Source organism: Variovorax sp. GW821-FHT09B01, from assembly GCF_059418345.1.
On sequence record NZ_JBWKPQ010000010.1, the window covers coordinates 247188 to 271583 of the forward strand.

The 24396-nt window shown below is 68.4% G+C and carries 25 protein-coding genes and 3 tRNA genes; 16 read left to right on the plus strand and 12 right to left on the minus strand.

The genetic code is table 11. The annotated features are described in order from the left end of the window. Positions 1–33: 33 nt before the first annotated feature. From rph to AC07RV_RS26265, 3 genes are all read right to left on the minus strand, one after another. Positions 34–765, minus strand: coding sequence for a ribonuclease PH (gene rph, locus AC07RV_RS26255; RefSeq protein ID WP_296785323.1), 732 nt, complete (start codon positions 763–765; stop codon positions 34–36). Between the two features lie 66 nt (positions 766–831). Continuing rightward, positions 832–1743, minus strand: a complete 912-nt coding sequence (locus tag AC07RV_RS26260) for a PP2C family protein-serine/threonine phosphatase (RefSeq protein WP_093341139.1) — start codon at positions 1741–1743, stop codon at positions 832–834. A gap of 49 nt (positions 1744–1792) precedes the next feature. After that, complete coding sequence (locus AC07RV_RS26265) at positions 1793–2800, minus strand: serine/threonine protein kinase (protein ID WP_093341141.1); 1008 nt, start codon at positions 2798–2800, stop codon at positions 1793–1795. Positions 2801–2891: 91 nt separating this feature from the next. On the opposite strand from AC07RV_RS26265, the gene AC07RV_RS26270 reads away from it, so the two are divergent. From AC07RV_RS26270 to AC07RV_RS26285, 4 genes are all read left to right on the plus strand, one after another. Continuing rightward, positions 2892–3815: a YicC/YloC family endoribonuclease gene (locus AC07RV_RS26270; RefSeq protein WP_296785318.1), complete on the plus strand. Its 924-nt coding sequence runs from the start codon at positions 2892–2894 to the stop codon at positions 3813–3815. A 20-nt stretch (positions 3816–3835) separates the two neighbouring features. After that, a complete protein-coding gene (gene gmk / locus AC07RV_RS26275; RefSeq protein ID WP_057595158.1) occupies positions 3836–4456 on the plus strand; it encodes a guanylate kinase in 621 nt (206 codons plus the stop codon). Positions 4457–4486: 30 nt separating this feature from the next. Then, positions 4487–4690 (plus strand): DNA-directed RNA polymerase subunit omega, encoded by a 204-nt coding sequence (gene rpoZ, locus AC07RV_RS26280; protein ID WP_057595157.1) that lies wholly within the window; start codon positions 4487–4489, stop codon positions 4688–4690. 95 nt (positions 4691–4785) lie between these two features. Beyond that, complete coding sequence (locus AC07RV_RS26285) at positions 4786–7041, plus strand: RelA/SpoT family protein (RefSeq protein WP_296785316.1); 2256 nt, start codon at positions 4786–4788, stop codon at positions 7039–7041. A 27-nt stretch (positions 7042–7068) separates the two neighbouring features. Here the strand turns inward: AC07RV_RS26285 and greB are convergent, their stop codons facing one another. The 4 genes from greB to hrcA all read right to left on the minus strand — a co-directional run bounded on the left by greB (position 7069) and on the right by hrcA (position 9020). After that, a complete protein-coding gene (gene greB / locus AC07RV_RS26290; protein ID WP_296785313.1) occupies positions 7069–7644 on the minus strand; it encodes a transcription elongation factor GreB in 576 nt (191 codons plus the stop codon). A gap of 105 nt (positions 7645–7749) precedes the next feature. After that, a tRNA-Arg gene (locus AC07RV_RS26295) sits at positions 7750–7826 on the minus strand. 70 nt (positions 7827–7896) lie between these two features. Continuing rightward, positions 7897–7973, minus strand: a tRNA-Ile gene (locus AC07RV_RS26300). Between the two features lie 39 nt (positions 7974–8012). Next, a complete protein-coding gene (hrcA, locus tag AC07RV_RS26305) occupies positions 8013–9020 on the minus strand; it encodes a heat-inducible transcriptional repressor HrcA (protein ID WP_093341149.1) in 1008 nt (335 codons plus the stop codon). 30 nt (positions 9021–9050) lie between these two features. On the opposite strand from hrcA, the gene AC07RV_RS26310 reads away from it, so the two are divergent. The 3 genes from AC07RV_RS26310 to rapZ are packed head-to-tail and all read left to right on the plus strand — an operon-like array spanning position 9051 to position 12553. Next, positions 9051–9959, plus strand: coding sequence for an NAD kinase (locus tag AC07RV_RS26310; RefSeq protein WP_093341151.1), 909 nt, complete (start codon positions 9051–9053; stop codon positions 9957–9959). Between the two features lies 1 nt (position 9960). Further along, on the plus strand, positions 9961–11646 hold the full coding sequence (gene recN / locus AC07RV_RS26315) for a DNA repair protein RecN (protein WP_296785310.1): 1686 nt from the start codon (positions 9961–9963) through the stop codon (positions 11644–11646). 31 nt (positions 11647–11677) lie between these two features. Beyond that, positions 11678–12553, plus strand: coding sequence for an RNase adapter RapZ (rapZ, locus tag AC07RV_RS26320; protein ID WP_057595151.1), 876 nt, complete (start codon positions 11678–11680; stop codon positions 12551–12553). Between the two features lie 28 nt (positions 12554–12581). Here rapZ and mutY read toward each other — a convergent pair whose 3' ends face one another. From mutY to AC07RV_RS26340, 4 genes are all read right to left on the minus strand, one after another. Further along, complete coding sequence (gene mutY / locus AC07RV_RS26325; protein WP_296785468.1) at positions 12582–13622, minus strand: A/G-specific adenine glycosylase; 1041 nt, start codon at positions 13620–13622, stop codon at positions 12582–12584. Positions 13623–13692: 70 nt separating this feature from the next. Continuing rightward, positions 13693–15660, minus strand: coding sequence for a dynamin family protein (locus tag AC07RV_RS26330; protein WP_296785307.1), 1968 nt, complete (start codon positions 15658–15660; stop codon positions 13693–13695). Positions 15661–15769: 109 nt separating this feature from the next. After that, positions 15770–16579 carry a bifunctional DNA-formamidopyrimidine glycosylase/DNA-(apurinic or apyrimidinic site) lyase gene (mutM, locus tag AC07RV_RS26335; protein ID WP_093341156.1) on the minus strand — a complete coding sequence of 270 codons (810 nt, stop codon included), beginning with the start codon at positions 16577–16579 and terminating at the stop codon, positions 15770–15772. A gap of 145 nt (positions 16580–16724) precedes the next feature. After that, positions 16725–16910 carry a hypothetical protein gene (locus AC07RV_RS26340; RefSeq protein WP_296785303.1) on the minus strand — a complete coding sequence of 62 codons (186 nt, stop codon included), beginning with the start codon at positions 16908–16910 and terminating at the stop codon, positions 16725–16727. On the opposite strand from AC07RV_RS26340, the gene AC07RV_RS26345 reads away from it, so the two are divergent. The 8 genes from AC07RV_RS26345 to AC07RV_RS26380 all read left to right on the plus strand — a co-directional run bounded on the left by AC07RV_RS26345 (position 16909) and on the right by AC07RV_RS26380 (position 23344). Then, positions 16909–18543, plus strand: a complete 1635-nt coding sequence (locus tag AC07RV_RS26345; RefSeq protein ID WP_296785300.1) for a tetratricopeptide repeat protein — start codon at positions 16909–16911, stop codon at positions 18541–18543. The genes AC07RV_RS26340 and AC07RV_RS26345 overlap by 2 nt on opposite strands. A 1-nt stretch (position 18544) precedes the next feature. Continuing rightward, on the plus strand, positions 18545–19087 hold the full coding sequence (locus AC07RV_RS26350) for a lipoprotein insertase outer membrane protein LolB (protein ID WP_296785297.1): 543 nt from the start codon (positions 18545–18547) through the stop codon (positions 19085–19087). After that, positions 19084–19974 (plus strand): 4-(cytidine 5'-diphospho)-2-C-methyl-D-erythritol kinase, encoded by an 891-nt coding sequence (gene ispE / locus AC07RV_RS26355; protein ID WP_296785294.1) that lies wholly within the window; start codon positions 19084–19086, stop codon positions 19972–19974. The genes AC07RV_RS26350 and ispE overlap by 4 nt, the downstream gene beginning before the upstream one ends. Positions 19975–20046: 72 nt before the next feature. Next, positions 20047–20123, plus strand: a tRNA-Gln gene (locus AC07RV_RS26360). 174 nt (positions 20124–20297) lie between these two features. After that, positions 20298–21272, plus strand: a complete 975-nt coding sequence (locus AC07RV_RS26365) for a ribose-phosphate pyrophosphokinase (protein WP_093341162.1) — start codon at positions 20298–20300, stop codon at positions 21270–21272. A 135-nt stretch (positions 21273–21407) separates the two neighbouring features. Next, on the plus strand, positions 21408–22052 hold the full coding sequence (locus AC07RV_RS26370) for a 50S ribosomal protein L25/general stress protein Ctc (protein WP_296785289.1): 645 nt from the start codon (positions 21408–21410) through the stop codon (positions 22050–22052). An 83-nt stretch (positions 22053–22135) separates the two neighbouring features. After that, positions 22136–22768: an aminoacyl-tRNA hydrolase gene (gene pth / locus AC07RV_RS26375; protein ID WP_057595144.1), complete on the plus strand. Its 633-nt coding sequence runs from the start codon at positions 22136–22138 to the stop codon at positions 22766–22768. A 96-nt stretch (positions 22769–22864) separates the two neighbouring features. Further along, positions 22865–23344, plus strand: coding sequence for a hypothetical protein (locus tag AC07RV_RS26380; RefSeq protein WP_296785286.1), 480 nt, complete (start codon positions 22865–22867; stop codon positions 23342–23344). Here the strand turns inward: AC07RV_RS26380 and AC07RV_RS26385 are convergent. Then, entirely contained in the window at positions 23330–23623 is a 294-nt protein-coding gene (locus tag AC07RV_RS26385; protein WP_296785283.1) for a YfhL family 4Fe-4S dicluster ferredoxin, read from the minus strand. The genes AC07RV_RS26380 and AC07RV_RS26385 overlap by 15 nt on opposite strands. A 117-nt stretch (positions 23624–23740) precedes the next feature. On the opposite strand from AC07RV_RS26385, the gene AC07RV_RS26390 reads away from it, so the two are divergent. Then, positions 23741–24396: ABC transporter permease (locus AC07RV_RS26390; RefSeq protein ID WP_261217008.1), on the plus strand; the 656-nt coding region annotated here is incomplete at its 3' end.

The window sequence follows — 24396 nt, forward strand, 5'->3', positions numbered from 1 at the left end:
CGGCGGCCTTCTGCGGGCCGCGGTTCATGACTGCTACTTGGCCTGCAGGGCCTGCTGCTGCAGGACGACGAGTTCGCCGATGCCCTTTTCGGCCAGGCCCAGCAGCAGGTTCATCTCCTCGCGCGTGAAGGCCACGCCCTCGGCGGTGCCCTGCACTTCGACGAAATGGCCGGCGCCGGTCATGACGACGTTCATGTCGGTGTCGCAGGCGGAGTCCTCGGTGTACTCGAGGTCGAGCAGCGGCGTGCCGCCGACGATGCCCACCGAGATGGCGGCGACATGGCCCTTGATCGGCGAAGCGGACAGCGTGCCGGCGGCGATCAGCTTGTTGACGGCATCCTGCGCGGCGACGAAGGCGCCGGTGATGGCGGCGGTGCGGGTGCCGCCGTCGGCCTGCAGCACGTCGCAGTCGAGGTGGATGGTGCGTTCGCCGAGCGCGGCGAGGTCGAACACGGCGCGCATCGAGCGGCCGATGAGGCGCTGGATCTCCTGCGTGCGGCCGGTCTGCTTGCCCTTGGCGGCTTCGCGGCTGCTGCGGGTGTGGGTGGCGCGCGGCAGCATGCCGTATTCGGCCGTGACCCAGCCTTCGCCGCTGCCCTTCTTGTGCGGTGGCACCTTCTCCTCGACCGAGGCGGTGCACAGCACGCGGGTCTGGCCGAACTCGATCAGCACCGAGCCCTCGGCGTGGATGGTGAAGCCGCGCGTGATGCGCACGGGGCGCAACTGGTCGGCGGCGCGGCCGCCGCTACGGGTGAAAGCTGTCATGGTCTGATGAAGAAGAAGGAAGGGAAAAACACGGGCGCGCCCTCGAACGGGAAGGCGCGGAACGATTCAGGTCTTGCGGGCCGCCGAACGCCGGATGGCTTCGTTGATCTCGGCGATGGAACGCTCGATGGCGTCCTCGTCGAGGTCCTCGATCTCGTCGTCGGCGAGCATGCCGGCCTGGATGGTCGAGGCGAACACGCCGTCGCTGATGCTGTCGGTGGAGATGCCGGGCTCCTCGCCGGGCGCGTCGGGCATTTCCCACTCGAGCGCGATCAGCGTCACGTTGTCGCTGTGCGAGCCGCCCTTGCGCAGCGCCATCTCGGCAAGGTCGGGGGCGGCATCGGACACGGGCTTGCCGGACGACAGGGTATGGACGATGAGCGCGTCGTCGAGCACGCCCCAGACGCCGTCGGAGCACAGCATGATGCGGTCGCCGCGCTGCAGCGCGAGCGGGGCCGACACGTCGAACAACGGCGTGGTGGGCGAGCCGAGGCAGGTGAGCAGCAGGTTGCGGTTGGCGGGCGAGGACTCGGACACGCCGCGGTGGCGCGGGCGCTCGGCATGCGAATGGTCGAGCGTGCGCACCAGCAGGCGGCCGTCGCGCACGACGTACAGGCGCGAATCGCCGCAATGCATCCAGGTGGCCATGCCGGCCTGCAGCACGGCCGCGACCACGGTGGTGCGCGGCGTGTCGAGCATGGCCTTGCTGCTGGCGTAACGCATGATCTGCTGGTGCGCAGCCATCGCCGATTCGGCGAGGAAGGCCTTGGGGTCCTTCACCATCGGGCGCGCCTCGCGCTGGTAGAGCGCGGCCACGGTCTGCAGCGCGATCTGCGCGGCCACCTCGCCCTCGGGATGGCCGCCCATGCCGTCGGCCAGCACGAACAGGCCCGATTCGCGCGTGTAGCAGTAGCCCATGCGGTCTTCGTTCTTGAGACGGCCGCCCTTGCGGCTGACCTGGAAGACGGAGAACTTCATGGCCGCGCCTCCAGGCGGGCAAGGATCGAGGAGGCGATGCGCTGCGTCGTCATGCCGGACGGGTCGTCGGTGCCGCCGCGCGGGGCGCGCTCTTCTTGTCGAAGGAGCGGATGTTGTCGATCGAGAGGCGGACCTTCTCGCCCACCGTGAGCTTGGTGTAGCGGCGCTCGCCTTCGCGGCTGAGCTCCTTCTGCAGCGCGAACACGGACTGCGGGCGCGAGAGCGGGTCGAGCGACATGCACCACTCGACCACCTCGATGAGGTTGTCGGAATAGACGCCGCGCAGGCGCGACAGCGAGAGGCTCAGGCGGTCCTTCTCGATGCGGCGCGGCGCGTCGTTGGGCGGGTAGCCCTGCATGCAGGCGTAGATGCAGGCGCCGATCGCGTAGATGTCGGTCCAGGGGCCCATCGAGGAATCGCGGCGGTACATCTCGGGCGCGGCGAAGCCGGGCGTGTACATCGGGCGGATGAAGATGCCTTCCTTGCTGAGCACTTCGCGCGCGGCGCCGAAGTCGATCAGCACGGCCCGGTCGTCGTCGGTGACGAAGATGTTGGCGGGCTTGATGTCGAGGTGCAGCATCTTGTACTGGTGCACGATGCGCAGGCCACGCAGGATCTCGTCGAACAGCGAGCGGATGGTCGATTCGCGGAACACCTTCTGCCGCTTGAGGTCGCGCGCGGTGACCACGAAGTCCTGCAGGGTCGCGCCCTCCAGGTAGTTCATGACCATGTAGACGGTCTCGTTCTCGCGGAAGAAGTTGAGCACGCTGACCACCGAGGCATGCGAGATCTGCGCGAGCGAGCGGCCTTCCTCGAAGAAGCTCTTGAGGCCGAGGCGGTACAGCGAGAGCTTCTCGGCCGGCACCTGCGGGGCGAGTTCGCCGGGGCCGCGGGTGGCGAGCGAAGAAGGGAGATACTCCTTGACCGCGACCTGCTGGCCGCTGGGGTCGATGGCCAGGTACACCACCCCGAAACCGCCCGCCGACAACCTGCGAACGATGCGGTAGCCACCGATGATCGTATCGGGCAGCAGAGGTGACGGCTTGACCTTTGACATAATCCGGGAGTTTCGCCCGAAGGCGATGGTGCGGCAAGCGAACGCCGTGCCGGTGCCTCGGTGAATGCAAGCAGAACCACAGAGAGGCGCAATGCCAGTTTACAGCATGACCGGCTATGCCAGCGGCCAGAACGGCCCCTCGGGCAGCCACGCCGAAACCGACGCGCGGCCCTTGGCCGCGGGCCGGCTCGGGGTCGAAATCCGCTCGGTCAACAGCCGCTTTCTCGACCTCACCTTCAAGCTCCCCGAAGAGCTGCGCCAGCACGAGACCGCCCTGCGCGAACTGCTGACCGGCCGCCTCAAGCGCGGCAAGGTCGAGCTGCGCGCGGCCATCGAAACCAATGCCCAGGGCGGCGTGGCGGAACCTTCCGTCAAGCTGCTGCAACGGCTCAACGGCGTGCAGGACGGCATCAAGGCCTGGCTGCCCGGCGCGCGCGAACTCAGCGTGGCCGACGTGCTGCGGCTGGCCGGCAGCGACAGCGCGCCGCGTGGCGACTGGGGCGCCGACCTGCTCGAGGTGGGCGGCAAGGCGCTCGAGGCGCTGGTGTCGGCCCGCCAGCGCGAAGGCGCGCGGCTGGCCAAGATGCTCGAGGCGCACCTGGGCCAGTTGCGCGAACTGGTCGCGCAGGCCGGACCGCTGGTGCCGCAACTGGTCGAACAGCAGCGCACCCGTTTTCTCGAGCGCTGGCAGGAGGCCATGGGCCTGGGCGCCAACGGCGGCGGCACGCTGCCCGAGGCGGCGCAGGACCGTGCGCTGACCGAGGCGACCGCGTTCGCGATCCGCATCGACGTGGCCGAGGAGCTGACGCGGCTGAACTCGCACCTCGACGAGATCGAGCGGCTGCTCAAGAAGGGCGGGGAGATCGGCAAGCGACTCGACTTCCTGATCCAGGAGCTGCACCGCGAAGCCAACACGCTGGGCTCCAAGTCGGCGGCGCTGGAACTCACGCGCATCGGCGTGGACATGAAGGTGCTGATCGAGCAGATGCGCGAGCAGGTCCAGAACATCGAGTGAGCGAGCGAGTGAAGGAAAGCATGGACTATCCCGGCAACATCTTCGTGGTTGCGGCACCGAGCGGGGCCGGCAAGTCGAGCCTCGTGAAGGCGCTGATGGAACTCGACTCGGCGGTGCAGCCCTCCGTGTCGCACACGACGCGCTCGCCGCGCGGGCAGGAAAAGCACGGCCGCGAATACTTCTTCGCCTCGACCTCGGAATTCGACGCCATGGTGGCCTCGGACGCCTTCGTCGAATGGGCCCACGTGCACGGGCAGCGCTACGGCACCTCCAAGAAGGCGATCGAGGAACGCATCGCCCAGGGCGCCGACGTGATCCTCGAGATCGACTTTCAGGGCGCCTTGCAGATCCGCAAGGCCTTCGCGAACGCGGTGATGATCTTCATCCTGCCGCCGAGCTGGGAAGAGCTGCGCTCGCGGCTGGAACGCCGGGGCGAGGACAGCGCCGCGGTCATCGAACTGCGGCTGCAGAACGCCGCCGAAGAGATGGCGCAGGCCGGGAAATTCGATTTCGTTATAATCAACGAGTTATTTGAGCGCGCACTGTTCGATCTCAAGGCGATCGTCCACGCTCAGCGGCTCCGGTATTCCGCGCAGCGACGCGCGCGTGCCGACACTTTCGCCGCCTTGAACATCCCCTGATTCCACGCTCACCGACCGAAAGATTCCATCATGGCCCGCATCACCGTCGAAGACTGCCTGCAGCAGATCCCCAACCGCTTCCAGCTCGTGCTCGCCGCGACCTACCGCGCGCGCATGCTGAGCCAGGGCCATGCCCCGAAGATCGAAAGCAAGAACAAGCCGGCCGTGACCGCGCTGCGCGAGATCGCCGAAGGCAAGATCGGCCTGGAAATGCTCAAGAAGGTTCCCGGCTGATCGCTGACGCAGGCTTGCAACGGAAAAGCACCGCGACGCGGTGCTTTTTTTACGCCTGATCACGTCCACACAGCGGTCACGCTAAAGTGATAGCCATGAGCGCGGTCGCAAAATCTCAGTCCCATGCCCCTGCGGGCACGCCGAAGCCGAGCCCGGCGGCGCTGAATGCGGCCGCCGCCAGCTTCGCGGCCCTGACGGCGCGGCTCGACTACCTGAGCCCCGAAGACACCGAACTGGTCCGTCGCGCCTACCGTTTTGCCGACGAGGCCCACCTGGGCCAGCTGCGCAACAGCGGCGAGCCCTACATCACCCACCCGATCGCCGTGGCGGCGCAATGCGCCGAATGGAAGCTCGACGCGCAGGCCCTGATGGCCGCCCTGCTGCACGACGCCATCGAGGACTGCGGCGTCACCAAGCCCGAGTTGATCGAGCGCTTCGGCGCGCCGGTGGCCGAACTGGTCGACGGCCTCACCAAGCTCGACAAGCTGCAGTTCAACACGCGCGAAGAGAACCAGGCCGAGTCCTTCCGCAAGATGCTGCTGGCGATGGCGCGCGACGTGCGCGTCATCCTGGTCAAGCTGGCCGACCGCACGCACAACATGCGCACGCTGGCCGATGCGCCGCGCGAGAAATGGGCCCGGATCTCGCGCGAAACGCTCGACATCTACGCGCCCATCGCGCACCGGCTCGGCCTCAACCAGACGTACCGCGAGTTACAGGAACTGTCGTTCCGGCACCTCAAACCGTGGCGCTATGCCACGCTGGCCAAGGCCGTGGCCAAGGCGCGCGGCCGCCGGCGCGACCTGATCCAGAAGGTGCAGCGCGAGGTCGAGACCGCCTTCGCCGCCGCCCACATGACGCTGCGGATCGCGGGGCGCGAGAAGACGCTCTATTCGATCTACCGCAAGATGGAGGAAAAGCACCTGAGCTTCGCCCAGGTGACCGACATCTACGGCTTCCGGCTGATCGTGCCGAACGTGATCGCCTGCTACACGGGTCTGGGCATCCTGCACCAGATGTACAAGCCGCTGCCGGGCAAGTTCAAGGACCACATCGCGATCGCCAAGCTCAACGGCTACCAGTCGCTGCACACCACGCTGGTGGGCCCGGCGGGCGTCAGCGTCGAATTCCAGCTGCGCACCGACGCCATGCACGTGGTGGCCGAATCGGGCGTGGCGGCGCACTGGCTCTACAAAGCCGCGGACCCGAGCACGGCCAGCAACGACCGCCTGGGCACCAAGTGGCTGCAGTCGCTGCTCGACATCCAGGACGAGACGCGCGACGCCGCGGAGTTCTGGGACCACGTCAAGGTCGACCTGTTCCCCGACGCCGTCTACGTCTTCACGCCCAAGAGCCAGATCATGGCGCTGCCGCGCGGCGCGACGGTGGTCGACTTCGCCTACGCGATCCACAGCAACATCGGCGACCACACCTCGGCCGCGCGCATCAACGGCGACCAGGTGCCGCTGCGCACCGAGCTCAAGAACGGCGACGTGGTCGAGGTGATCACCGCGCCGGTGTCCACGCCCAACCCGGCCTGGCTCGGCTTCGTGCGAACCGGCCGTGCGCGCTCGAAGATCCGCCACTACCTCAAGACCCTGGCCCACGCCGAATCCGAAGGCCTGGGCGAGAAGCTGCTGGCGCAGGCCCTGCGCGCCGAAGGCCTGAGCAAGCTGCCCGAGGACGATGCGGAGCACCAGCCGCTGTGGGAAAAGCTGCTGCGCTTCACCGGCAACCGCACGCGCGCCGAGCTGCTGACCGACATCGGCCTGGGCAAGCGCATCGCGAGCATCGTGGCCAAGCGGCTGATGGCGCTCATGGCCGAGCTCGGCGAGCGCCCCGACGCGCTGCTGCTGAGCCGCGAGCGCTTCATCTCGCACGAAACCATCTCTCAGGGCGCCGTCACGCTCGACGGCAGCGAGAACTCCTCGGTGCGCTTCGCGCTATGCTGCCGCCCGATCCCTGGCGACCCGATCGTGGGCTACCTCGGCCACGGCGAGGGCCTGGTGGTGCACACCGAGGCCTGCGGCGTGGGCCAGCGCCTGCGCCACAAGGACAGCGAACGCTTCTTCGCGGTCGAGTGGGCCGACGAACCGACGCGCGCCTTCGAAACCGGCGTGATCATCACCGTGCGCAACGACAAGGGCGTGCTGGCGCGCGTGGCCGCGACGCTGGCCGATGCCGAAGCCGACATCACCCACGTCGAGATGGCCGACGAGACGCCGCAGGATTCGACCGATCTGCGCTTCGTGATCGCGGTACGCGACCGCTCGCATCTGGACGCGGTGCTGCGCTCGGTGCGCCGGACCACCTCGGTGCTGTCCGCGGCGCGCACCGTTCCCGCGTCCTGAGTCCGCGCCGCGCCTGCGGCGCAGCCTCTAAGCAGCGCCCGGCCCCGGCGCCGGATAGACGACCGACAGCAGCTCGACCTCGTGCGTGCCGCCCGGCGTGACGAGCTTGACCACGTCGCCCTCCCGCGCCTTCAGCAGCGCCCGCGCGATCGGCGAGATCCAGCTGACCTGCGACTGCGCGCTGTCGGCCTCGTCGATGCCGAGGATCGTCACGCTGCGCTCGTCGCCGCTCTCGTCCGCATAGCGCACCGTGGCGCCGAAGAAGACCTGGTCGCTGCCGTGGTGCACCGAGGGATCGGTCACCTCGGCGATCTCGAGGCGCTTGGTGAGGAAGCGAATGCGGCGGTCGATCTCGCGCAGCCGCTTCTTGCCGTAGAGGTAGTCGCCGTTCTCCGAGCGATCGCCGTTCTTGGCGGCCCAGTGCACGGCCTCGACCACCTTGGGCCGCTCCTCGTCCATCAGCTGCAGCAGCTCGGTGCGCAGCCGCGCGTAGCCGGCGGGGGTGATGTAGTTCTTGCCGCCCGCGGGCAGCGGCGGCATCGCGCCGTCGGCGCCATCGTCGTCCGCGTCGGAATCCGTTTCCTTGGTGAATGCCTTGTTCAAGCGACGCCTCCGGAGATCGAAAGAGAAGCGTGGCGTCCGCCGCGCGGACGAGCCTCGTACCAAAAAGAAAAGGGTCAACTCGTTTCCGAGTTGACCCTTGAAGAGTGGTGCGGCTGGCAGGAATTGAACCCACGACCCCTTGGTTCGTAGCCAAGTACTCTATCCAACTGAGCTACAGCCGCACAGCTTGCTATCATAGCATGTATTTTTGAGGCCTTTTCGATCCGTCGAAACAAATCTCAAAAATACGGGTGGTAGGCCGTGATGGGCTTGAACCATCGACCAACGGATTATGAGTCCGCTGCTCTAACCAACTGAGCTAACGGCCCACGTGGGCTCAATTCTATTCGCGCCGAAAAGGCGCCTTGCTACTTGCGGTGGCTCAGCGCGTTGCTGACCAGCTTGGAAGTGATGTCGACGATCTGGATCATGCGCTCGTAGGGCATGCGCGTCGGGCCGATCACGCCGAGCGTGCCCACGACCTGGCCGTCGACCTCGTAGTTGGCGCTGACGATGGACAGCTCCTCGACCGGCACCACCTGGCTCTCGCCGCCGATGAAGATGCGCACGCCCTCGGCCTTGCTCGACACGTCGAGCAGCCGCATCAGCTGCGCCTTCTGCTCGAAGAGCTCGAAGGCGCGGCGCAGTTGCCCCATGTCGCTCGAGAAGTCGCTGACCGCGAGCAGGTTGCGCTCGCCCGAGATCACGACGTCGTCTTCCTGCGATTCGCTCAGCACGTCCGAGCTGACCTTCACGGCCGCCTGCATCAGCGCCGCGATCTCGCCGCGCAGCGTGTCGACCTCGGACTGCAGCCGGTCGCGCACCTGCTCGATCGTCAGGCCCGCATAGTGGGCGTTGATGTAGTTCGCGGCCTCGACCAGCTGCGACTGCGAGTAGTCGGCCTCCGGAAAGATCACGCGGTTCTGCACGTCGCCTTCGGGCGAGACGATGATCACCAGCAGCCGGCGGTCCGACAGGCGCAGGAACTCGATCTGCTTGAACACCGACGAACGCCGTGGCGCCATCACCACGCCGACGAACTGCGAGAGGTTCGACAGCAGGTGCGCCGCGTTGGCGATCACGCGTTGCGGCTGGTCGGGCGCGAGGCTCGGCGCGGCCAGGTGCTCGCGCTGCGCGGTGAGCATGGTGTCGACGAAAAGCCTGTAGCCGCGCGCCGTGGGCACGCGGCCGGCCGAGGTGTGCGGACTGGCGATCAGTCCGAGCGACTCGAGGTCCGACATCACGTTACGGATGGTCGCGGGCGATAGGTCCAGGCCCGAGGAACGCGAGAGCGTTCGCGAGCCGACAGGCTGGCCTTCGGCGATGTAGCGCTCGACGAGCGTCTTGAGCAGCAACTTGGCGCGGTCGTCCAGCATTGCAAGATTTTAGTGTTGTAATTTGTAGCCATGACCTCTCCCTTTCGTCACGTCGCGCTGATCGGCAAATACCAGGCTTCCGGAGCCCGGTGCGGCGAGCGCGACAGCGTGATGGAAGGCATCGCGAGTTTTCTCGAATCCCAGGGCTGCAAGGTCTACGTCGAACAGCCGCGCGGCGACGACGAACCGGCCCAGGCCCTGCCCACCGGCGACCGCTACGAAGCCCTCACGGTCGAGCAGATCGGCCAGCAGTGCGACCTCGGCCTGGTGGTCGGCGGCGACGGCACCATGCTCGGCATCGGCCGGCAACTCGCGGCCTTCGGCATCCCGCTGATCGGCATCAACCGGGGCCGGCTCGGCTTCATCACCGACATCCCGCTCGACAACTTCCAGGCCACGCTGATCCCGATGCTGGCCGGCGAATACGAGGAAGACCACCGCAGCCTGATGCATGCGCAGGTGATGCGCGACGGCGCCGTGGTGTTCGATGCGCTCGCGATGAACGACGTGGTGGTCAACCGCGGCGCGACCTCGGGCATGGTCGAGCTGCGGGTATCGGTGGGCAAGCATTTCGTGGCCAACCAGCGCGCCGACGGCCTGATCATCGCGTCGCCCACGGGTTCGACGGCCTATGCGCTGTCGGCCGGCGGGCCGCTGCTGCATCCGGCGGTGCCGGGCTGGGTGCTGGTGCCGATCGCGCCGCACACGCTGTCGAACCGCCCAGTGCTGCTGCCCGATGCCGACGAGATCGTGATCGAGCTCGTGGGCGGGCGCGATGCCAGCGCGAATTTCGACATGCAATCGCTGGCCTCGCTCGCGATCGGCGACCGCGTGGTGGTGCGCCGCTCCGATTTCCGGGTGCGCTTCCTGCACCCGCGCGGCTGGAGCTATTTCGACACCCTGCGCAAGAAACTGCATTGGAACGAAGGAGGTTCCTGAGATGGCGCTCAGACGCATCGCACTGCGCGATTTCGTGATCGTGCGATCCCTGGAGATCGACCTGTCCGACGGCTTCACGGTGCTGACCGGCGAAACCGGCGCGGGCAAATCCATCCTGATCGACGCGCTGCAGCTCGCGCTCGGCAACCGCGCCGATGCGGGCGCGGTGCGCGAAGGCGCCGAGCGGCTCGACGTGAGCGCGGAGTTCGACAACGACCCGGCCTTCGTGGCCTGGCTCGACGAAGGCGGCTTCGAGGCGGGCGATGCCCTGCTGCTGCGCCGCACCGTCGACCTGCAGGGCCGCAGCCGCGGCTGGATCAACGGCAGCCCCGCCACCGCGACGCAGCTGCGCGACATCGGCGACCGGCTGCTCGACATCCATGGCCAGCACGCCTGGCAGAGCCTCACGCGGCCCGACGCGGTACGCGGCCTGCTCGATGCCTATGCCGGCGTGCGCACCGATGCGCTCGACGCTGCCTGGCAGGGCTGGCGCCGGGCGCTGTCCGCGCTCGAGCGTGCGCGCGGCACGCAGGATTCGCTGCAGCGCGAGCGCGAACGGCTGCAGTGGCAGATCTCGGAGGTCGCGAAGCTCGCGCCCGGCGCCGACGAATGGGAAGAACTGTCGGGAAGCCACACGCGCATCTCGAACGCACAGGCGCTGATCGACGCCGCCCAGGGCGCCAGCCATGCGCTCGAAGACGAGGACAACGGCGCGCTGGCCGCGCTCTCGCGCGCCGTCACGCTGCTGCAGAACTGCGAACACATCGAGCCCGAGTTCCGCGCGCTCGGCGAGGTGCTGTCCTCGAGCATCGCGCAGGCCGCCGACGCCGCGCACTCGCTGCACGGCTACCTGCGCGACGCCGACACCGATCCGCAGCGGCTGGCCGAACTCGACGAGCGCATGAGCCTGTGGATGTCGCTGGCGCGCCGCTACAAGCGCCCGCCGGTCGAGCTGCCGGCGCTGCTGGCCGGCTGGCAGGCCGAGCTGCAGGCCCTCGACGCGCAGAGCGACCTCGAAGGCCTGGAACGCGCCGAGCAGACGGCGCAGCAGGCTTACCTGAAGGAGGCCCGCGCGCTCGGCAAGCTGCGCAAGCAGGCCGCGCCCAAGCTGGCCCAGGCGGTCACGCAGGCGATGCAGGGCCTGGGCATGCAGGGCGGCCGCTTCGAGGTCGATCTGCAGCCGCTGGCCCAGCCGGGCAAGGCCGGTCTCGAGGAGATCGCCTTCCTGGTCGCCGGCCACACCGGCAGCACGCCGCGGCCGATCGGCAAGGTGGCCTCGGGCGGCGAACTCTCGCGCATCGCGCTCGCGATCGCGGTCACCACCAGCCAGCTCGGCGCCGCCCAGACGCTGATCTTCGACGAGGTCGATTCGGGCGTCGGCGGCGCGGTCGCCGAGACCGTGGGCCGGCTCATGAAGCAGCTGGGCCGCGACCGCCAGGTGCTCGCGGTCACCCACCTGCCCCAGGTGGCGGCCTGCGCCGACCACCACCTCGTGGTCGCCAAGCGGCAGACCGCGGGAACCACCGGCAAGGACGGTCCACGCACCGAGAGCGGCGTGTCGCTGCTCGACGACGACAGCCGCGCGAACGAGATCGCGCGCATGCTGGGCGGCGAGAAGGTCTCGCAGACCTCGCTCGCCCACGCCCGCGAGATGCTGGGCCACAAGACGCCGGCGGCCACCTCATGAAGGCGGTGCGCCACGACCACGGGGCTGTGCGATGAGCCTCGACCTGGTGCTCATCACCGGCATGTCGGGCTCCGGCAAGTCGGTCGCACTGCATGCGCTCGAGGACGCGGGCTACTACTGCGTCGACAACCTGCCGCCCGAGCTGCTCACGCCCTTCATCGCGCTGCAGCACGCGCAGAACGCGCAGCGCGTGGCAATCGCGATGGACGTGCGCAGCGGCGTCTCGCTGCCGATCGTTCCGCAGCAGCTCGAGGCGCTGCGCAACGACGGCGTGTCGCTGCGCTCGCTGTTCCTCGACGCGACCACCGACGCGCTGCTGCGCCGCTATTCGGAAACCCGGCGCCGCCATCCGCTGTCGAGCCAGGAAGGCCGCACCGACGTGCCCGACCAGCAGCGCGTGCTGGTGCAGGCCATCGAGCTCGAGCGCGAACTGCTGGCCGACCTGCGCGAAGGCGCCGACGTGATCGACACCAGCCTGATCCGGCCGGCGCAGCTGCAGAGCTACGTCAAGTCGCTGATCTCGGCGCCGCAGAGCCGCCTGACGCTGGTCTTCGAGTCCTTCGCATTCAAGCGCGGCGTGCCGCTCGATGCCGATTTCGTGTTCGACGTGCGCATGCTGCCCAACCCGCACTACGTGCCCACGCTGCGGCCGCTGACGGGCCGCGACGCGCCGGTGGCCGACTGGCTGCGCGAGCACGACGACGTGGCACGCATGTACGAGGACATCGAGCAGTTCCTCACGCGCTGGCTCGATGCGCTCGCACGCGACCACCGCAGCTACGTGACGGTGGCGATCGGCTGCACCGGCGGCCAGCACCGCTCGGTGTTCCTGGTCGAGCAGCTGGCGCGCAGCTTCGGCGCGCGCTGGGGCGCGCTCAAGCGGCACCGCGAACTCGACGCGAGCTGAAGAAAAAAAGGGCGAGGGGCCGGGGGCCTCAGCCCCCGGTGTTCTCGAGCAGCTTGCGCACCGGCGCGGGCAGCCCCAGGCCCAGCCATTCCGAGGCTTCGACCCAGCGCGCCGCATTGCCCTGCGGCGTTCCGCCATCGATGCGCACCGGATGCAGGTGCAGGTCCTTGTGGGTCAGCACGTGCACGAAGGGCGCGAGGTCCTCGCAGCGATCGCGTTCGGCCGCGGGCAGCGCGGCCAGCAGTTCGTCGCGCGAATCGAACACCGGCAGGCAATGCAGGCCGGCCCAGATGCCCTTGGCGGGCCGCTTCTCGAGCCACACGCGCCCGCTCGCATCGCGCGCCAGCAGCACCCACAGCGACTGCGCCGTGCGCCGCAGCTTGCGCGTCTTGACCGGATAGCGCTCGGGCGAGCCTTCGCGCCGCGCCACGCAGCTGTCGTTGACCGGGCACAGCATGCAGCTCGGCTTGCGCGGCAGGCAGACGGTGGCGCCGAGGTCCATCTGGCCCTGCGTGTAGCTCGCGATCGCCTCGCGGTCGTCGGCCGGCGGCAGCAGCCGCGTCGCATGCTCCCAGAGCAGGCGCTCGCTGGCCGAGGAGGACAGGTCCTCGCCGAAGCCCAGCACCCGCGTCAGCACGCGCTTCACGTTGCCGTCGAGGATGGCGACGCGCTCGCCGAAGCAGAAGGCCGCGACGGCCGCGGCGGTGGAACGGCCGATGCCCGGCAAGGTCGCCAGTTCGGCGGCCGTCTGCGGGAAGCTGCCGCCGAAGCGCGCCATCACCTCCTGCGCGCAGCGGTGCATGTTGCGTGCGCGACTGTAGTAGCCGAGCCCGCTCCAGAGCCCGAAGACCTCGTCCTCGGTGCCTTCGGCCAGCGCCCGCACGTCGGGAAAGCGCTCGAGGAACCGCGCGAAATAGCCGAGCACGGTCGTGACCTGCGTCTGCTGCAGCATCACCTCCGACAGCCACACGCGGTAGGGATCGCGCGTGTTCTGCCACGGCAGCTCGCTGCGGCCATGGCTGCGCTGCCAGGCAACCACGCGCTCGGCGAAGTGCGCCGGGAGTTTCAAGGCGGCGGGCGCGGCAGCCTCGGGGCTGCGCTTGCGCGTGCGCGCGGCAACGGTCGCCGGCACGCCGTGTTCAGGCTGCGGCACGCAGCTCGCCGGCCGAGGCCGCCGTGGCGGACGGCTTGCCCTGCTGCGCGATCAGCGCGGTGAATTCGCTCAGGCGCTGCTGCAGCCCGGCTAGCGCGCTCTCCTGCGCCGCCAGTTCGAGCAGCCGCTCGTCGAGGCTGCCGGCCGCGTTCTGGATGCGCTCGATCGCCTCGATGCGCTTGCTGAAGTTGCGGCGGCGCTCCTTGAGCTGCGCATCGATCTGCGCGCTGGCGCCCTTGCTCCAGCGCTCGACCTCGGTCATGGCGGCCTCGTTCACCAGCCGCAGCCGGCTCGCGAGCGCGCGCACGAGCTTGTCGCAGAAGTCGGCCTGCGCGAGCTTGAGCATGTTGCCCACGCCCAGGTAGTGGATGTGGCTGCGCTCGATCTGGCTGAGCTCCTGCTCGAAGCCGCTGAGGTCGGGCTCGGCCGGCGCCTGCAGGGTGAAGCCCTGCTCGGCATTGAGCTGGCGGAAGGTGGCGTGCAGCATCGACTGGATCTCGGCCGTGGTCGCCTGCACCTCGCGCAGGTTGTTGCGCAGCGAATCGAAGGTCTCGCCGTACACCTTGCGCACGTTGAACTTGACGCCGGGGCGCTTGAGCGCGGCCGACAGCCGCACCATGTCGGCCTTGAGCGCCGTGCGGCCCAGCACCGCGTAGACCTCGCGCAGCAGCTTGCCCTGCACCGAGCGCAGCGCCAGGATGCGCGCGTTGCTGCCCTCGAACTCGTTCTGTTCCAGGTCGATGCGCGCGCGCATGTGCCGGATCACCGACACGTTCTTGCCGCGCAGCCCCTGCAGCTCGAGCGCCTGCTCGGCCAGGTCGCGCTGGCGCACCTTGAGGATGCGCTCGGCCTCGGTCCGCAGCGCGGCCATGCCGGCATCGACGGCCAGCCGCAGCATGGTCTCGCGCTTGCCGAGCACGCCCTGGCCCAGCAGGGCCTCTAGCGCGGGCAGGCGGCTGGCCTCGAGCAGCCGCGCATCGCGGTGCACCTTGGCCTGCAGGCCCTTCTGCGCCGACACCGGCAGCACCTGCGCGAGCGGCACGTCGAGGTGCTTGGCGGCGACCTGGCGCTGCTGCTCGATCTGCTGCTCGATCTGCGCGTGGGTGCTCAGCGTGTCCCACAGGGTGTCGATCTTGTTGAGCACCACGAAGCGCGTGTCGCTGCCCTCGTTCTCGGTCACGAGGTGCTCGCGCCAGATCGACAGGTCGGAGCGGGTGACGCCGGTTTCGGCGCCGAGGATGAAGACCACCGCGTGCGCCTGCGGGATCAGGCTCACCGTCAGCTCGGGTTCGGCGCCGATCGCGTTGAGGCCCGGGGTGTCGAGGATCACCAGCCCCTGCTCGAGCAGCGGATGCGGCATGTTCAGGACGGCATGGCGCCAGCGCGGGATCTCGACCCGGCCCTCGGCGTCCTGCACCGGATTGTCGTCGGGCGTTTCCTCGTTCCAGAAGCCCAGCGCGCGCGCCTCGTCCTGCGAGACCCAGCGCACCTCGGCCACCTTGGCCATGGCCTGGGCCAGCCGTTCGGCATCGCCGACGTCGATCGCGATCTCGGTCCAGCGCGCGGGCTGGTCGCGCCAGTAGGCGAGCGAATGCGGTTCGAGGCGGGTTTCGATCGGCAGCAGGCGCAGCTTGGGCGCCAGCATGGCGTCGTAGCCGAGCTCGGTCGGGCACATGGTGGTGCGGCCCGCGCTCGCCGGCATGATGCGCCGCCCGTAGCCGGCGAAGAAGATCGCGTTGATCAGCTCCGACTTGCCGCGCGAGAACTCCGCGACGAAGGCCACCATGACCTTGCTGGTGCGGATCTGCGATTCGAGCCCGCGCAGCCGCTCGGCCACCGCCTGGTCAAGCAGCTCGTTCTCGGTCAGCCAGCGGGACAGCCACTGCAAGCGGTGGGCGAAATTGCTCCGCCACGCACCGTGCTGGTCGAGTTGTTGGTTGAAGGAGCGGCTCAAGGTGGAAATGTAAAAACTTTCTTACAAATATAACATCGCAATCTGAAAACCGGGTGACCGGTACGCATTGACCTCCGGCCGCGCTGCGGCACTGCGACCGATCATCGGACTACTTCTGGCACACCGGGCAGAAATAGGTCGAGCGCTGCCCCTGGCGCAGCAGCCGGATCGGCGTGCCGCAGACCCTGCACGGTTCGCCGGCACGGCCGTAGACCGTGGCCTCGAGCTGGAAGTAGCCGTTCTGGCCGTCGATGGAAAAGTCGCGCAGGGTGCTGCCGCCCTTCTCGACCGCCCGCGCCAGGATCTCCTTGACCGCGGCATGCAGCCGCGCGGCGCGCGGCCGGCTGATGCGCGCGGCCGACAGCGTGGGACGGATGCCGGCCTGGAACAGTGCCTCCGAGGCATAGATGTTGCCCACGCCCACCACCACGTCGCCCGCGAGCAGCACCTGCTTGATCGCGGTGCGGCGCTTGCGCAGGCCGGCATGGAAGGCATCGAGATCGAAGGCCTCGCCCAGCGGCTCCATGCCGAGCCCGCCGAGCAGCTTGATCGCCCAGGGCGCCGCCTCGTCGTCGACATAGACCACGGCGCCGAAGCGGCGCGGATCGTTGAGCCGCAGCGTGCCGCGGTCGGTGACCAGGTCGAAGTGATCGTGCACGCCGGGCTCGGGCAAGGCGGCATCGAATCGCAGGCTGCCCGACATGCCCAGGTGCAGCAGCAGCAGGCCCACGTCGAGATCGATCAGGAGGTATTTGCCGCGCCGGCGCACCTCGCGCACGCGGCGACCCACCAGCAGCTCGGGCGCCACCATCAGCGCCCAGCGCAGCGGCTTGCCGATGCGCACGGCATCGATGCGCGCGCCGGCGATGCGGTCCGCGATTCCGCGCCGCGTGACTTCGACTTCGGGTAGCTCAGGCATGGGGCTCCAACAACTGCAGGACACGAAGCCCCACGCGGTGCTCGTTCAAATGCATGGATTATTATGGTTCGATGATTCCATCGCCCCGCCGACACCGCCTTGCGGCGGCCGCGTCACTCGTGCTCCTGGCCTGCGCCGCCCACGTTCACGCGCAGTCCTCCGACCCCGCCGCGCCGGACAGCCCGGCTCCCATCATCGAACGCAGCGCGCCGCCCAGGCCGGCGAGCCCGCAGCCCGCCAAGCCGCCCGCGCGGACGGCGCCCGCGAAGCCCGCTGCGGCGGCCGCGGCGGCCGATCCCGCGCCGCAGCCTTCGGCCCTGAGCGCCGACATGTTCTACGAGATCCTCATGGGCGAGCTCAGCGCGCGCTCGGGCGATCCCGGTTCGGGCTACCAGTACGTGCTCGATGCGGCGCGCAGGCTGCGCGACGGCAAGCTGTTCCAGCGCGCGATCGAGATCGCGCTGCAGTCGCGCTCGGGCGACGCGGCCCTCGCCGCGGCACGCGCCTGGCAGGACACGGTGCCCAACTCGCGCGACGCGCGCCGTTTCGAGCTGCAGATCCTGATCCTGCTCAACCGCATCGGCGACACGACCGAGCTGCTGCGCGCCGAGATCGCGGCCAGCCCGCAGGTCGAGCGGCCGCTCTTGATGGCCGTGATCGCGCGCAACTACTCGCGCGCCACCGACAAGAAGCTCGCCGCCACGGTGGTCGAGCAGGCGCTGGTCGACGAATTCAAGAATCCCGCGACGGCGGGCATGGCCTGGGCCACGGTGGGCCGGCTGCGCCTCAATGCCGGCGACAACTCGGGTGCGCTCGAGGCCGCGCGCAGGGGCCAACAGGCCGACCCGGCCTCCGATGCGCCCCCGGCGCTCGCGCTCGAGCTCATCGATCCGGGCCAGCCGCTGGCCGAACCGATCGTCACGCGCTACCTGGCCGGCAATCCGAAGGCTTCGCCCGAGCTGCGCGTGGCCTATTCGCGCGTGCTGGTCGAGAACCGCCGCTACGCCGAAGCCTCGAGCCAGCTGCAATCGCTGACCGTCGCGCGCCCCGAACTCGCCGAACCCTGGCTGCTGCTCGGCAGCCTGCAGGCCCAGGCACGCCAGGACGCCGCGGCCGAAACCTCGCTCAAGCGCTACCTCGAGCTGGCCAGCAGCCAGCCGGCCGCCGCCGCGCAGGCCGAGGCCGGCGACCGCAACCGCGGCGTGACGCAGGCCTACCTGCTGCTGTCGCAACTGGCCGAGCGGCGCAAGGACTTCACCGGCGCCGAGCGCTGGCTCGCGCGCATCGACAACACCGACGACCTGGTGATCGCGCAGACGCGCCGCGCTGGCCTGCTGGCACGCCAGGGCAAGCTGCCGCAGGCACGCGAGCTCGTGCGCGGCCTGCCCGAGCGCACGCCCGAGGACAAGAAGCAGAAGTTCCTGGCCGAGGTGCAGCTGCTGCGCGACGCCAAGCAGTTCCAGGCCGCCTACGACATGCTGGCCCAGGCCTCGGCCGCCGCGCCCGACGACACCGACCTCGTCTACGACCAGGCCATGATGGCCGAGAAGCTCGACCGTCTCGACGAGATGGAGCGGCTGCTGCGCCGGCTGATGCAGCTCAAGCCCGAGAACCAGAACGCCTACAACGCCCTTGGCTACTCCTTCGCCGATCGCAAGATCCGGCTCGAGGAAGCCCGCACGCTGATCCAGAAGGCCGTGCAGCTCGCGCCGGAAGACCCGTTCATCGCCGACAGCCTGGGCTGGGTCGAGTTCAGGCTCGGCAACACGGCCGAGGCCATCCGCATCCTCGAGGCCGCCTACAAGACGCGCCCCGATCCGGAGATCGGTGCCCACTTCGGCGAAGTGCTGTGGAGCATCGGCCAGAAGGACCGCGCGGTCACGATCTGGAAGGAAGCGCTGCTGAGCGACGCCGACAACGAGACCCTGCAGGAAACGCTCAAGCGCCTGCGGGTCAAGCCCTGAGATGGCGGCGCTCGTGGCCTCCGGCGGCGCGCGGCCCGATGGCGGCCGGCGTCTGCTGCTGGCGGCAATCGCTACTTTTTCCATAGCGGGATGCGCGCAGCTCACGGGCGGCTCGAAGGCCTCCGTGCCGCGCGCGACGAATGCCTGGAGCGGCCGCATGTCGCTGCGCGTGGACAGCGAACCGGTGCAGACCTTCTCGGCGCTGTTCGAGCTGCGCGGCTCGCCCGAGACCGGCGAGCTCTCGCTCACCACGCCGATCGGCAGCACGCTGGCCCAGTTGCACTGGTCGCCCGGCGAAGCCCTGCTGAAGAACGGCAGCGACACGCGGCGCTACGCCTCGCTCGACGCGCTGATCGAGGCCGCCACCGGCGCCGCGATCCCGGTCGCCGCGCTGTTCGGCTGGCTCGAGGGCCGCAATGACCCCGTGCCCGGCTGGCGAGCCGACCTCGGCCAGCTCGCGAGCGGCCGGCTGCAGGCGCTGCGCGAGACACCGGCACCGCGGGCCGACCTGCGCATCGTGTTCGAGCGCATGCCGGCGTCATGAAGGCGATCTACGACCTTCCCGCGCCGGCCAAGCTCAACCTCTTCCTCCACGTCACCGGCCGGCGCGACGACGGCTACCACCTGCTGCAGTCGGTCTTCATGCTGATCGACTGGTGCGACACGCTCCACGTCGAACTGCGCGGCGACGGCCAGCTGAGCCGCGAGGACCTGACCGTGCCGCTGCCGGCCGACGACCTCGTGCTGCGCGCCGCGCGCGCGCTGCAGGCCCATGCGGCGCCGGGCCAGGGTGCGCACATCGGCGTCGCGAAACACGTGCCCTCGCAGGCCGGCATGGGTGGCGGCTCTTCCGATGCCGCGACCTGCCTGCTGGCGCTCAACCGGCTCTGGAATCTGCGGCTGCCGCTCGCGGAGCTCTCGCGCATCGGCCTGTCGCTGGGCGCCGACGTGCCGTTCTTCCTCTCGGGCCGCAACGCCTGGGTCGAAGGCATCGGCGAGAAAATCCGCCCGATCGAACTGCCGTCGGCACGCTTCGTTGTGGTCAAACCACCCGAGGGACTCGATACCCGTTTAATTTTTTCTGCGGATGATCTGCAACGGGCAAGTCCTGTTGCTATAATCACGGGCTTTGCTGCAGTACGCGAACAGCACGCAGATCAAAACCTCTTAAGCCTCGGCGAGGAAGTTTTCGATTTCGGCCACAACGACCTGCAGCCGGTTGCCCAACGGCTCTGTCCCGCGATCACCGACGCCATCGATTGGCTCGGCGCTCGAGGACTCAATGCCAGGATGACCGGCTCCGGAAGTTCGGTGTTCGCCAGAATGCAGCAGGAACCGCAGAACGCGGAACTGCTTTCGGGCCCCACGGGCTGGCAGGTTCGCCAATGCGACAATCTGGCCGCTCATCCACTTCGAGGTTGGGCAGCCTGAAAAACTGATCGGAGCGCCCAGGCGTTTCGATGCGACATATATCGGTAGGCGGTGCAAACCGTCGACCTGTGTAGGGGAGTCGCCAAGCTGGTTAAGGCACTGGATTTTGATTCCAGCATGCAAAGGTTCGAATCCTTTCTCCCCTGCCAAACCTTTCAGACACTACGGCCCGCGGGCCGTAGTTTCTTTTTGAAGCCGCGGTCCCTGGACCCGGCACTTCGTTTGCGGCCGACCCGCTGCAATAATCGGCGGCCCCAGGGTCGCCAAGACTCGTAACTCTTTGGCGGCTTTCCCAAGCCAAATCGCTCAGCCGGGACGCGCTCATGCAGGCTCACCATCCTGATTTCATGGTTTTCACCGGCAATGCCAATCCGGGCCTTGCTGCAGAAATCGCGAGCAACCTGGGCACCACCCTCGGTGCCGCCCGCGTCGGTCGCTTCTCCGACGGTGAAGTCACCGTCGAGATCAACCAGAACGTGCGGGCACGCGATGTGTTCGTGGTGCAGTCCACCTGCGCCCCGACCAACGAGAACCTGATGGAACTGCTGATCATGGTCGACGCGCTCAAGCGCGCTTCGGCCGAACGCATCAGCGCCGTGATTCCCTATTTCGGCTATGCCCGCCAGGACCGCCGCCCGCGCTCGAGCCGCGTGCCGATCTCGGCCAAGGTCGTGGCCAACCTGCTGGAAACCGTGGGCGTCGAGCGCGTGCTCACGATGGACCTGCACGCTGACCAGATCCAGGGCTTCTTCGACATCCCGGTCGACAACATCTACGCCTCGCCGGTGCTGCTGGGCGACCTGCGCGCCAAGAACTACGAAGACCTGATCGTGGTCTCGCCCGACGTCGGCGGCGTGGTCCGTGCCCGCGCGCTGGCCAAGCAATTGAACTGCGACCTCGCCATCATCGACAAGCGCCGCCCCAAGGCCAACGTCAGCGAAGTCATGAACGTGATCGGCGAGATCGACGGCCGCAACTGCGTGATCATGGACGACATGATCGACACCGCGGGCACGCTGGTCAAAGCGGCCGAAGTGCTGAAGGAACGCGGCGCCAAGAGCGTCTACGCCTACTGCACGCACCCGATCTTCTCGGGCCCCGCGATCGAGCGCCTCAGCAAGGGCACGGCCCTCGACGAAGTGGTCGTGACCAACACCATTCCCCTTTCCGACAGCGCCAACGGCTGCGGAAAGATCCGCCAGCTCTCCGTGGCACCGCTGATCGCCGAGACGATCCAGCGCATTGCCAAGGGCGAGTCGGTGATGAGTTTGTTCTCGGACCAGGACAATCTCTTCTGAGATTGCGCTCCTGCCGTTCGGGCAAAAAGCCGGCTTCCCTGATCGGGAAGTCATTTTGAAACCGGCGCCGCACTGGTCGCGGTCGGCGCTCAAGAAGCGAAATGGCCGTCGTGCCTTCGCTCCAAGGAGTTAACTATGAAATTCGTCGCTTTCGAGCGCGCCAAGCAGGGCACGGGTGCGAGCCGCCGTCTCCGCATCTCGGGCAAGACGCCCGGCATCGTCTACGGTGGCGAAGGCCAGCCGCAACTGATCGAGCTCGATCACAACGCGCTGTGGCACGCCCTCAAGAAGGAAGCCTTCCACGCCTCCGTCCTCGAGATGGAACTCGGCGGCAGCGTGAGCAAGGTGCTGCTGCGCGACGTGCAGTACCACCCGTTCCGCCAGCTGGTCCAGCACATCGACTTCCAACGCGTCGATGCCAAGACCCGCCTGCACATGAAGGTGCCGCTGCACTTCAAGGGCGAGGAAGAGTCCGATGCCGTCAAGCTCGACCACAACCTCGTGAACCACGTGCTGACCGAACTCGAAGTGAGCTGCCTGCCCAGCGACCTGCCCGAGTTCATCGAAGTCGACCTCTCGACGCTGAAGAAGAACGCCACGCTGCACGTCAACGACATCAAGCTGCCGAAGGGCGTGAAGTTCGTGAGCCACGGCAAGACCAACCCGGTCGTGGTCTCGGCCGTGCCGCCGCTGGTCGCCGAAGAGCCGGCACCTGCTGCCGAAGGCGCTGCCGAAGCTGCACCCGCAGCGGCTCCCGCCAAGAAGACCGGCAAGAAGTAATTCTTCTCGGCTTCGCGCTGCAAACCAAAGGCCCGCCTCGCGCGGGCCTTTTGCATTGCGCGACCGCCCGATAATCCCGCCCCATGATCAAACTGTTCGTCGGCCTCGGCAATCCCGGGCCTGAATACGAAGCCACGCGGCACAACGCCGGCTTCTGGTGGATCGACGCCCTCGCGCGCGACTGGAAGCTCAACCTGGTGCCCGAGCGCAGCTACCACGGCCTCGCGGCGCGCGCGAACATCGGCGGCCAGAGCATCTGGCTGCTTGAGCCGCAGACCTTCATGAACCTCTCGGGCAAGTCGGTCGCGGCGCTCGCGCGCTTCTTCAAGATCGCGCCCGAAGAAATCCTCGTGGCGCACGACGAGCTCGACGTGGTGCCCGGCCAGGCCAAGCTCAAGTTCGGCGGCAGCCATGCGGGCCACAACGGCCTGCGCGACATCCATGCGCAGCTCGGCACCGGCGACTACTGGCGGCTGCGCCTGGGCATCGGCCATCCCGGCGTGAAGTCGGAGGTGATCAACTGGGTGCTCAAGAAGCCGCTGAAGGAACAACGCGACGCGATCGACGATGCGATCGTGCGCAGCCTGCATGCCCTGCCCGCGCTGCTCGCGGGCGAAATGGAAAAGGCCACGGCCACCATCCACACGAGCAAACCGCCCCGGCCCAAACCGCCGCGGCGCGAGCCTGGCGACGGCAGCGCGCCCGCCGCACCCTAGCCAGCGTTCATCGCGGGAAGCGCCGACAGAGCGCGAAGCAAGAGGGAGAGAAGAACGATGTCGACAACGAGGGAGAGAACGAGAAGAACGCACGGCATGCGCCGGACCATCGTCGCGAGCGCGATGGCCATCGGCGTCTGTGCAGTGACCAGCGCATTCGCACAGCAGCCGGGCACATCGACCTGGCGCTGCGGCAACAGCTACAGCGACCGCCCCTGCGCAGGCGGAACGACGGTGAAGGTGGACGACGCGCGCAGCGACGACGACCGCCAGGCCGCCGACGAAGCCACGCGGCGCAACGCAAAGCTCGCCGACCGGCTCGAACGCACGCGGCTGTCCGAGGAGAAGCAGGCGCATCAGCGCGACCAACGCGCCGCGCAGGATGCCCAGCGCGCTGCCCTCGCGCAACGCAGGCTCGAAGCCCAGGAGCGCCTGGAGAAGGCCAGGGCCACGAAGCTCGCGGCCGAGCCGCGCAAGGCCACGGCCAGCTACGGGGAGAGACCGGGATCGAAGCCCGGGGAGGAAGGCGGCGCGAAGAAGAAGCGCCGCAAGCCCGCGGCCTCAGACGCCGGTTGAGGGTGGGGACGGAGGCTGCGATGCCGCAGCCTTCGTTGCCGTGAGACGCTGGTACTTCTGCATCAGCGTTTCGCGGCTTTCCACGTGGTCCGGATGGATCGGGATGCAGGCCACGGGGCAGATCTGCACGCACTGCGGCTCGTCGAAGTGGCCCACGCATTCGGTGCACTTGTGCGGATCGATCTCGTAGATCGCCTCGCCCATGTAGATCGCATCGTTCGGGCACTCCGGCTCGCAGACATCGCAGTTGATGCATTCGTCGGTGATCATGAGGGCCATGCCGCGATTATCCCAGGCGGCGGAGTCCCCGGCGGCAACGTGGGAGAGCGATCCCTTCGGGGATCCGGTGCTACGGCACGCTTGTTGCAGTTGTCGGGTTATGCTGCGCCCCGCCCCATGAGCCTCTTCTTAATCAAGCGCCTTGCCACGCTGATCGGCACGCTGATCGGCGCCTCCATCATCGTCTTCCTCGTCCTGGAGATCCTGCCCGGCAACGCCGCGCAGATGCTCATGGGCCCGGATGCCGCACCCGAAGCCGTCGCTGCCCTGGCCACCAAGCTCGGCCTCGACCAGCCCGCCTGGACCCGCTACTGGCACTGGATCGCGGGCCTGCTCACCGGCGACCTCGGCGACTCCTACGCCTACAGCTCCCCCGTGCTCGACCTCATCCTCGAGCGCCTCGCACTCACCGTCCCCCTGGCCCTCTTGGCCATGGCCTTCACCACCGTGCTCGCCCTGCTCGTGGGCGTCACCGCCGCCGCGCGCCACAACAAGCTCGGCGACGTCGGCCTGATGGGTTTGACCCAGGTCGGCATCGCCATCCCCAACTTCTGGTTCGCCATCCTGCTGATCCTCGTCTTCTCCGTGCAGCTGCAGTGGTTCTCCGCCGGCGGCTTCGACGGCTGGGGCGAAGGCGTCTTCGCCGGTTTGAAGTCACTGCTGCTGCCCGCCCTGTCCCTGGCCGTCGTGCAGGCCGCCATCCTCGCGCGCATCACCCGCTCGGCCGTGCTGGAGGTCATGCGCGAGGACTTCGTGCGCACCGCGCGCGCCAA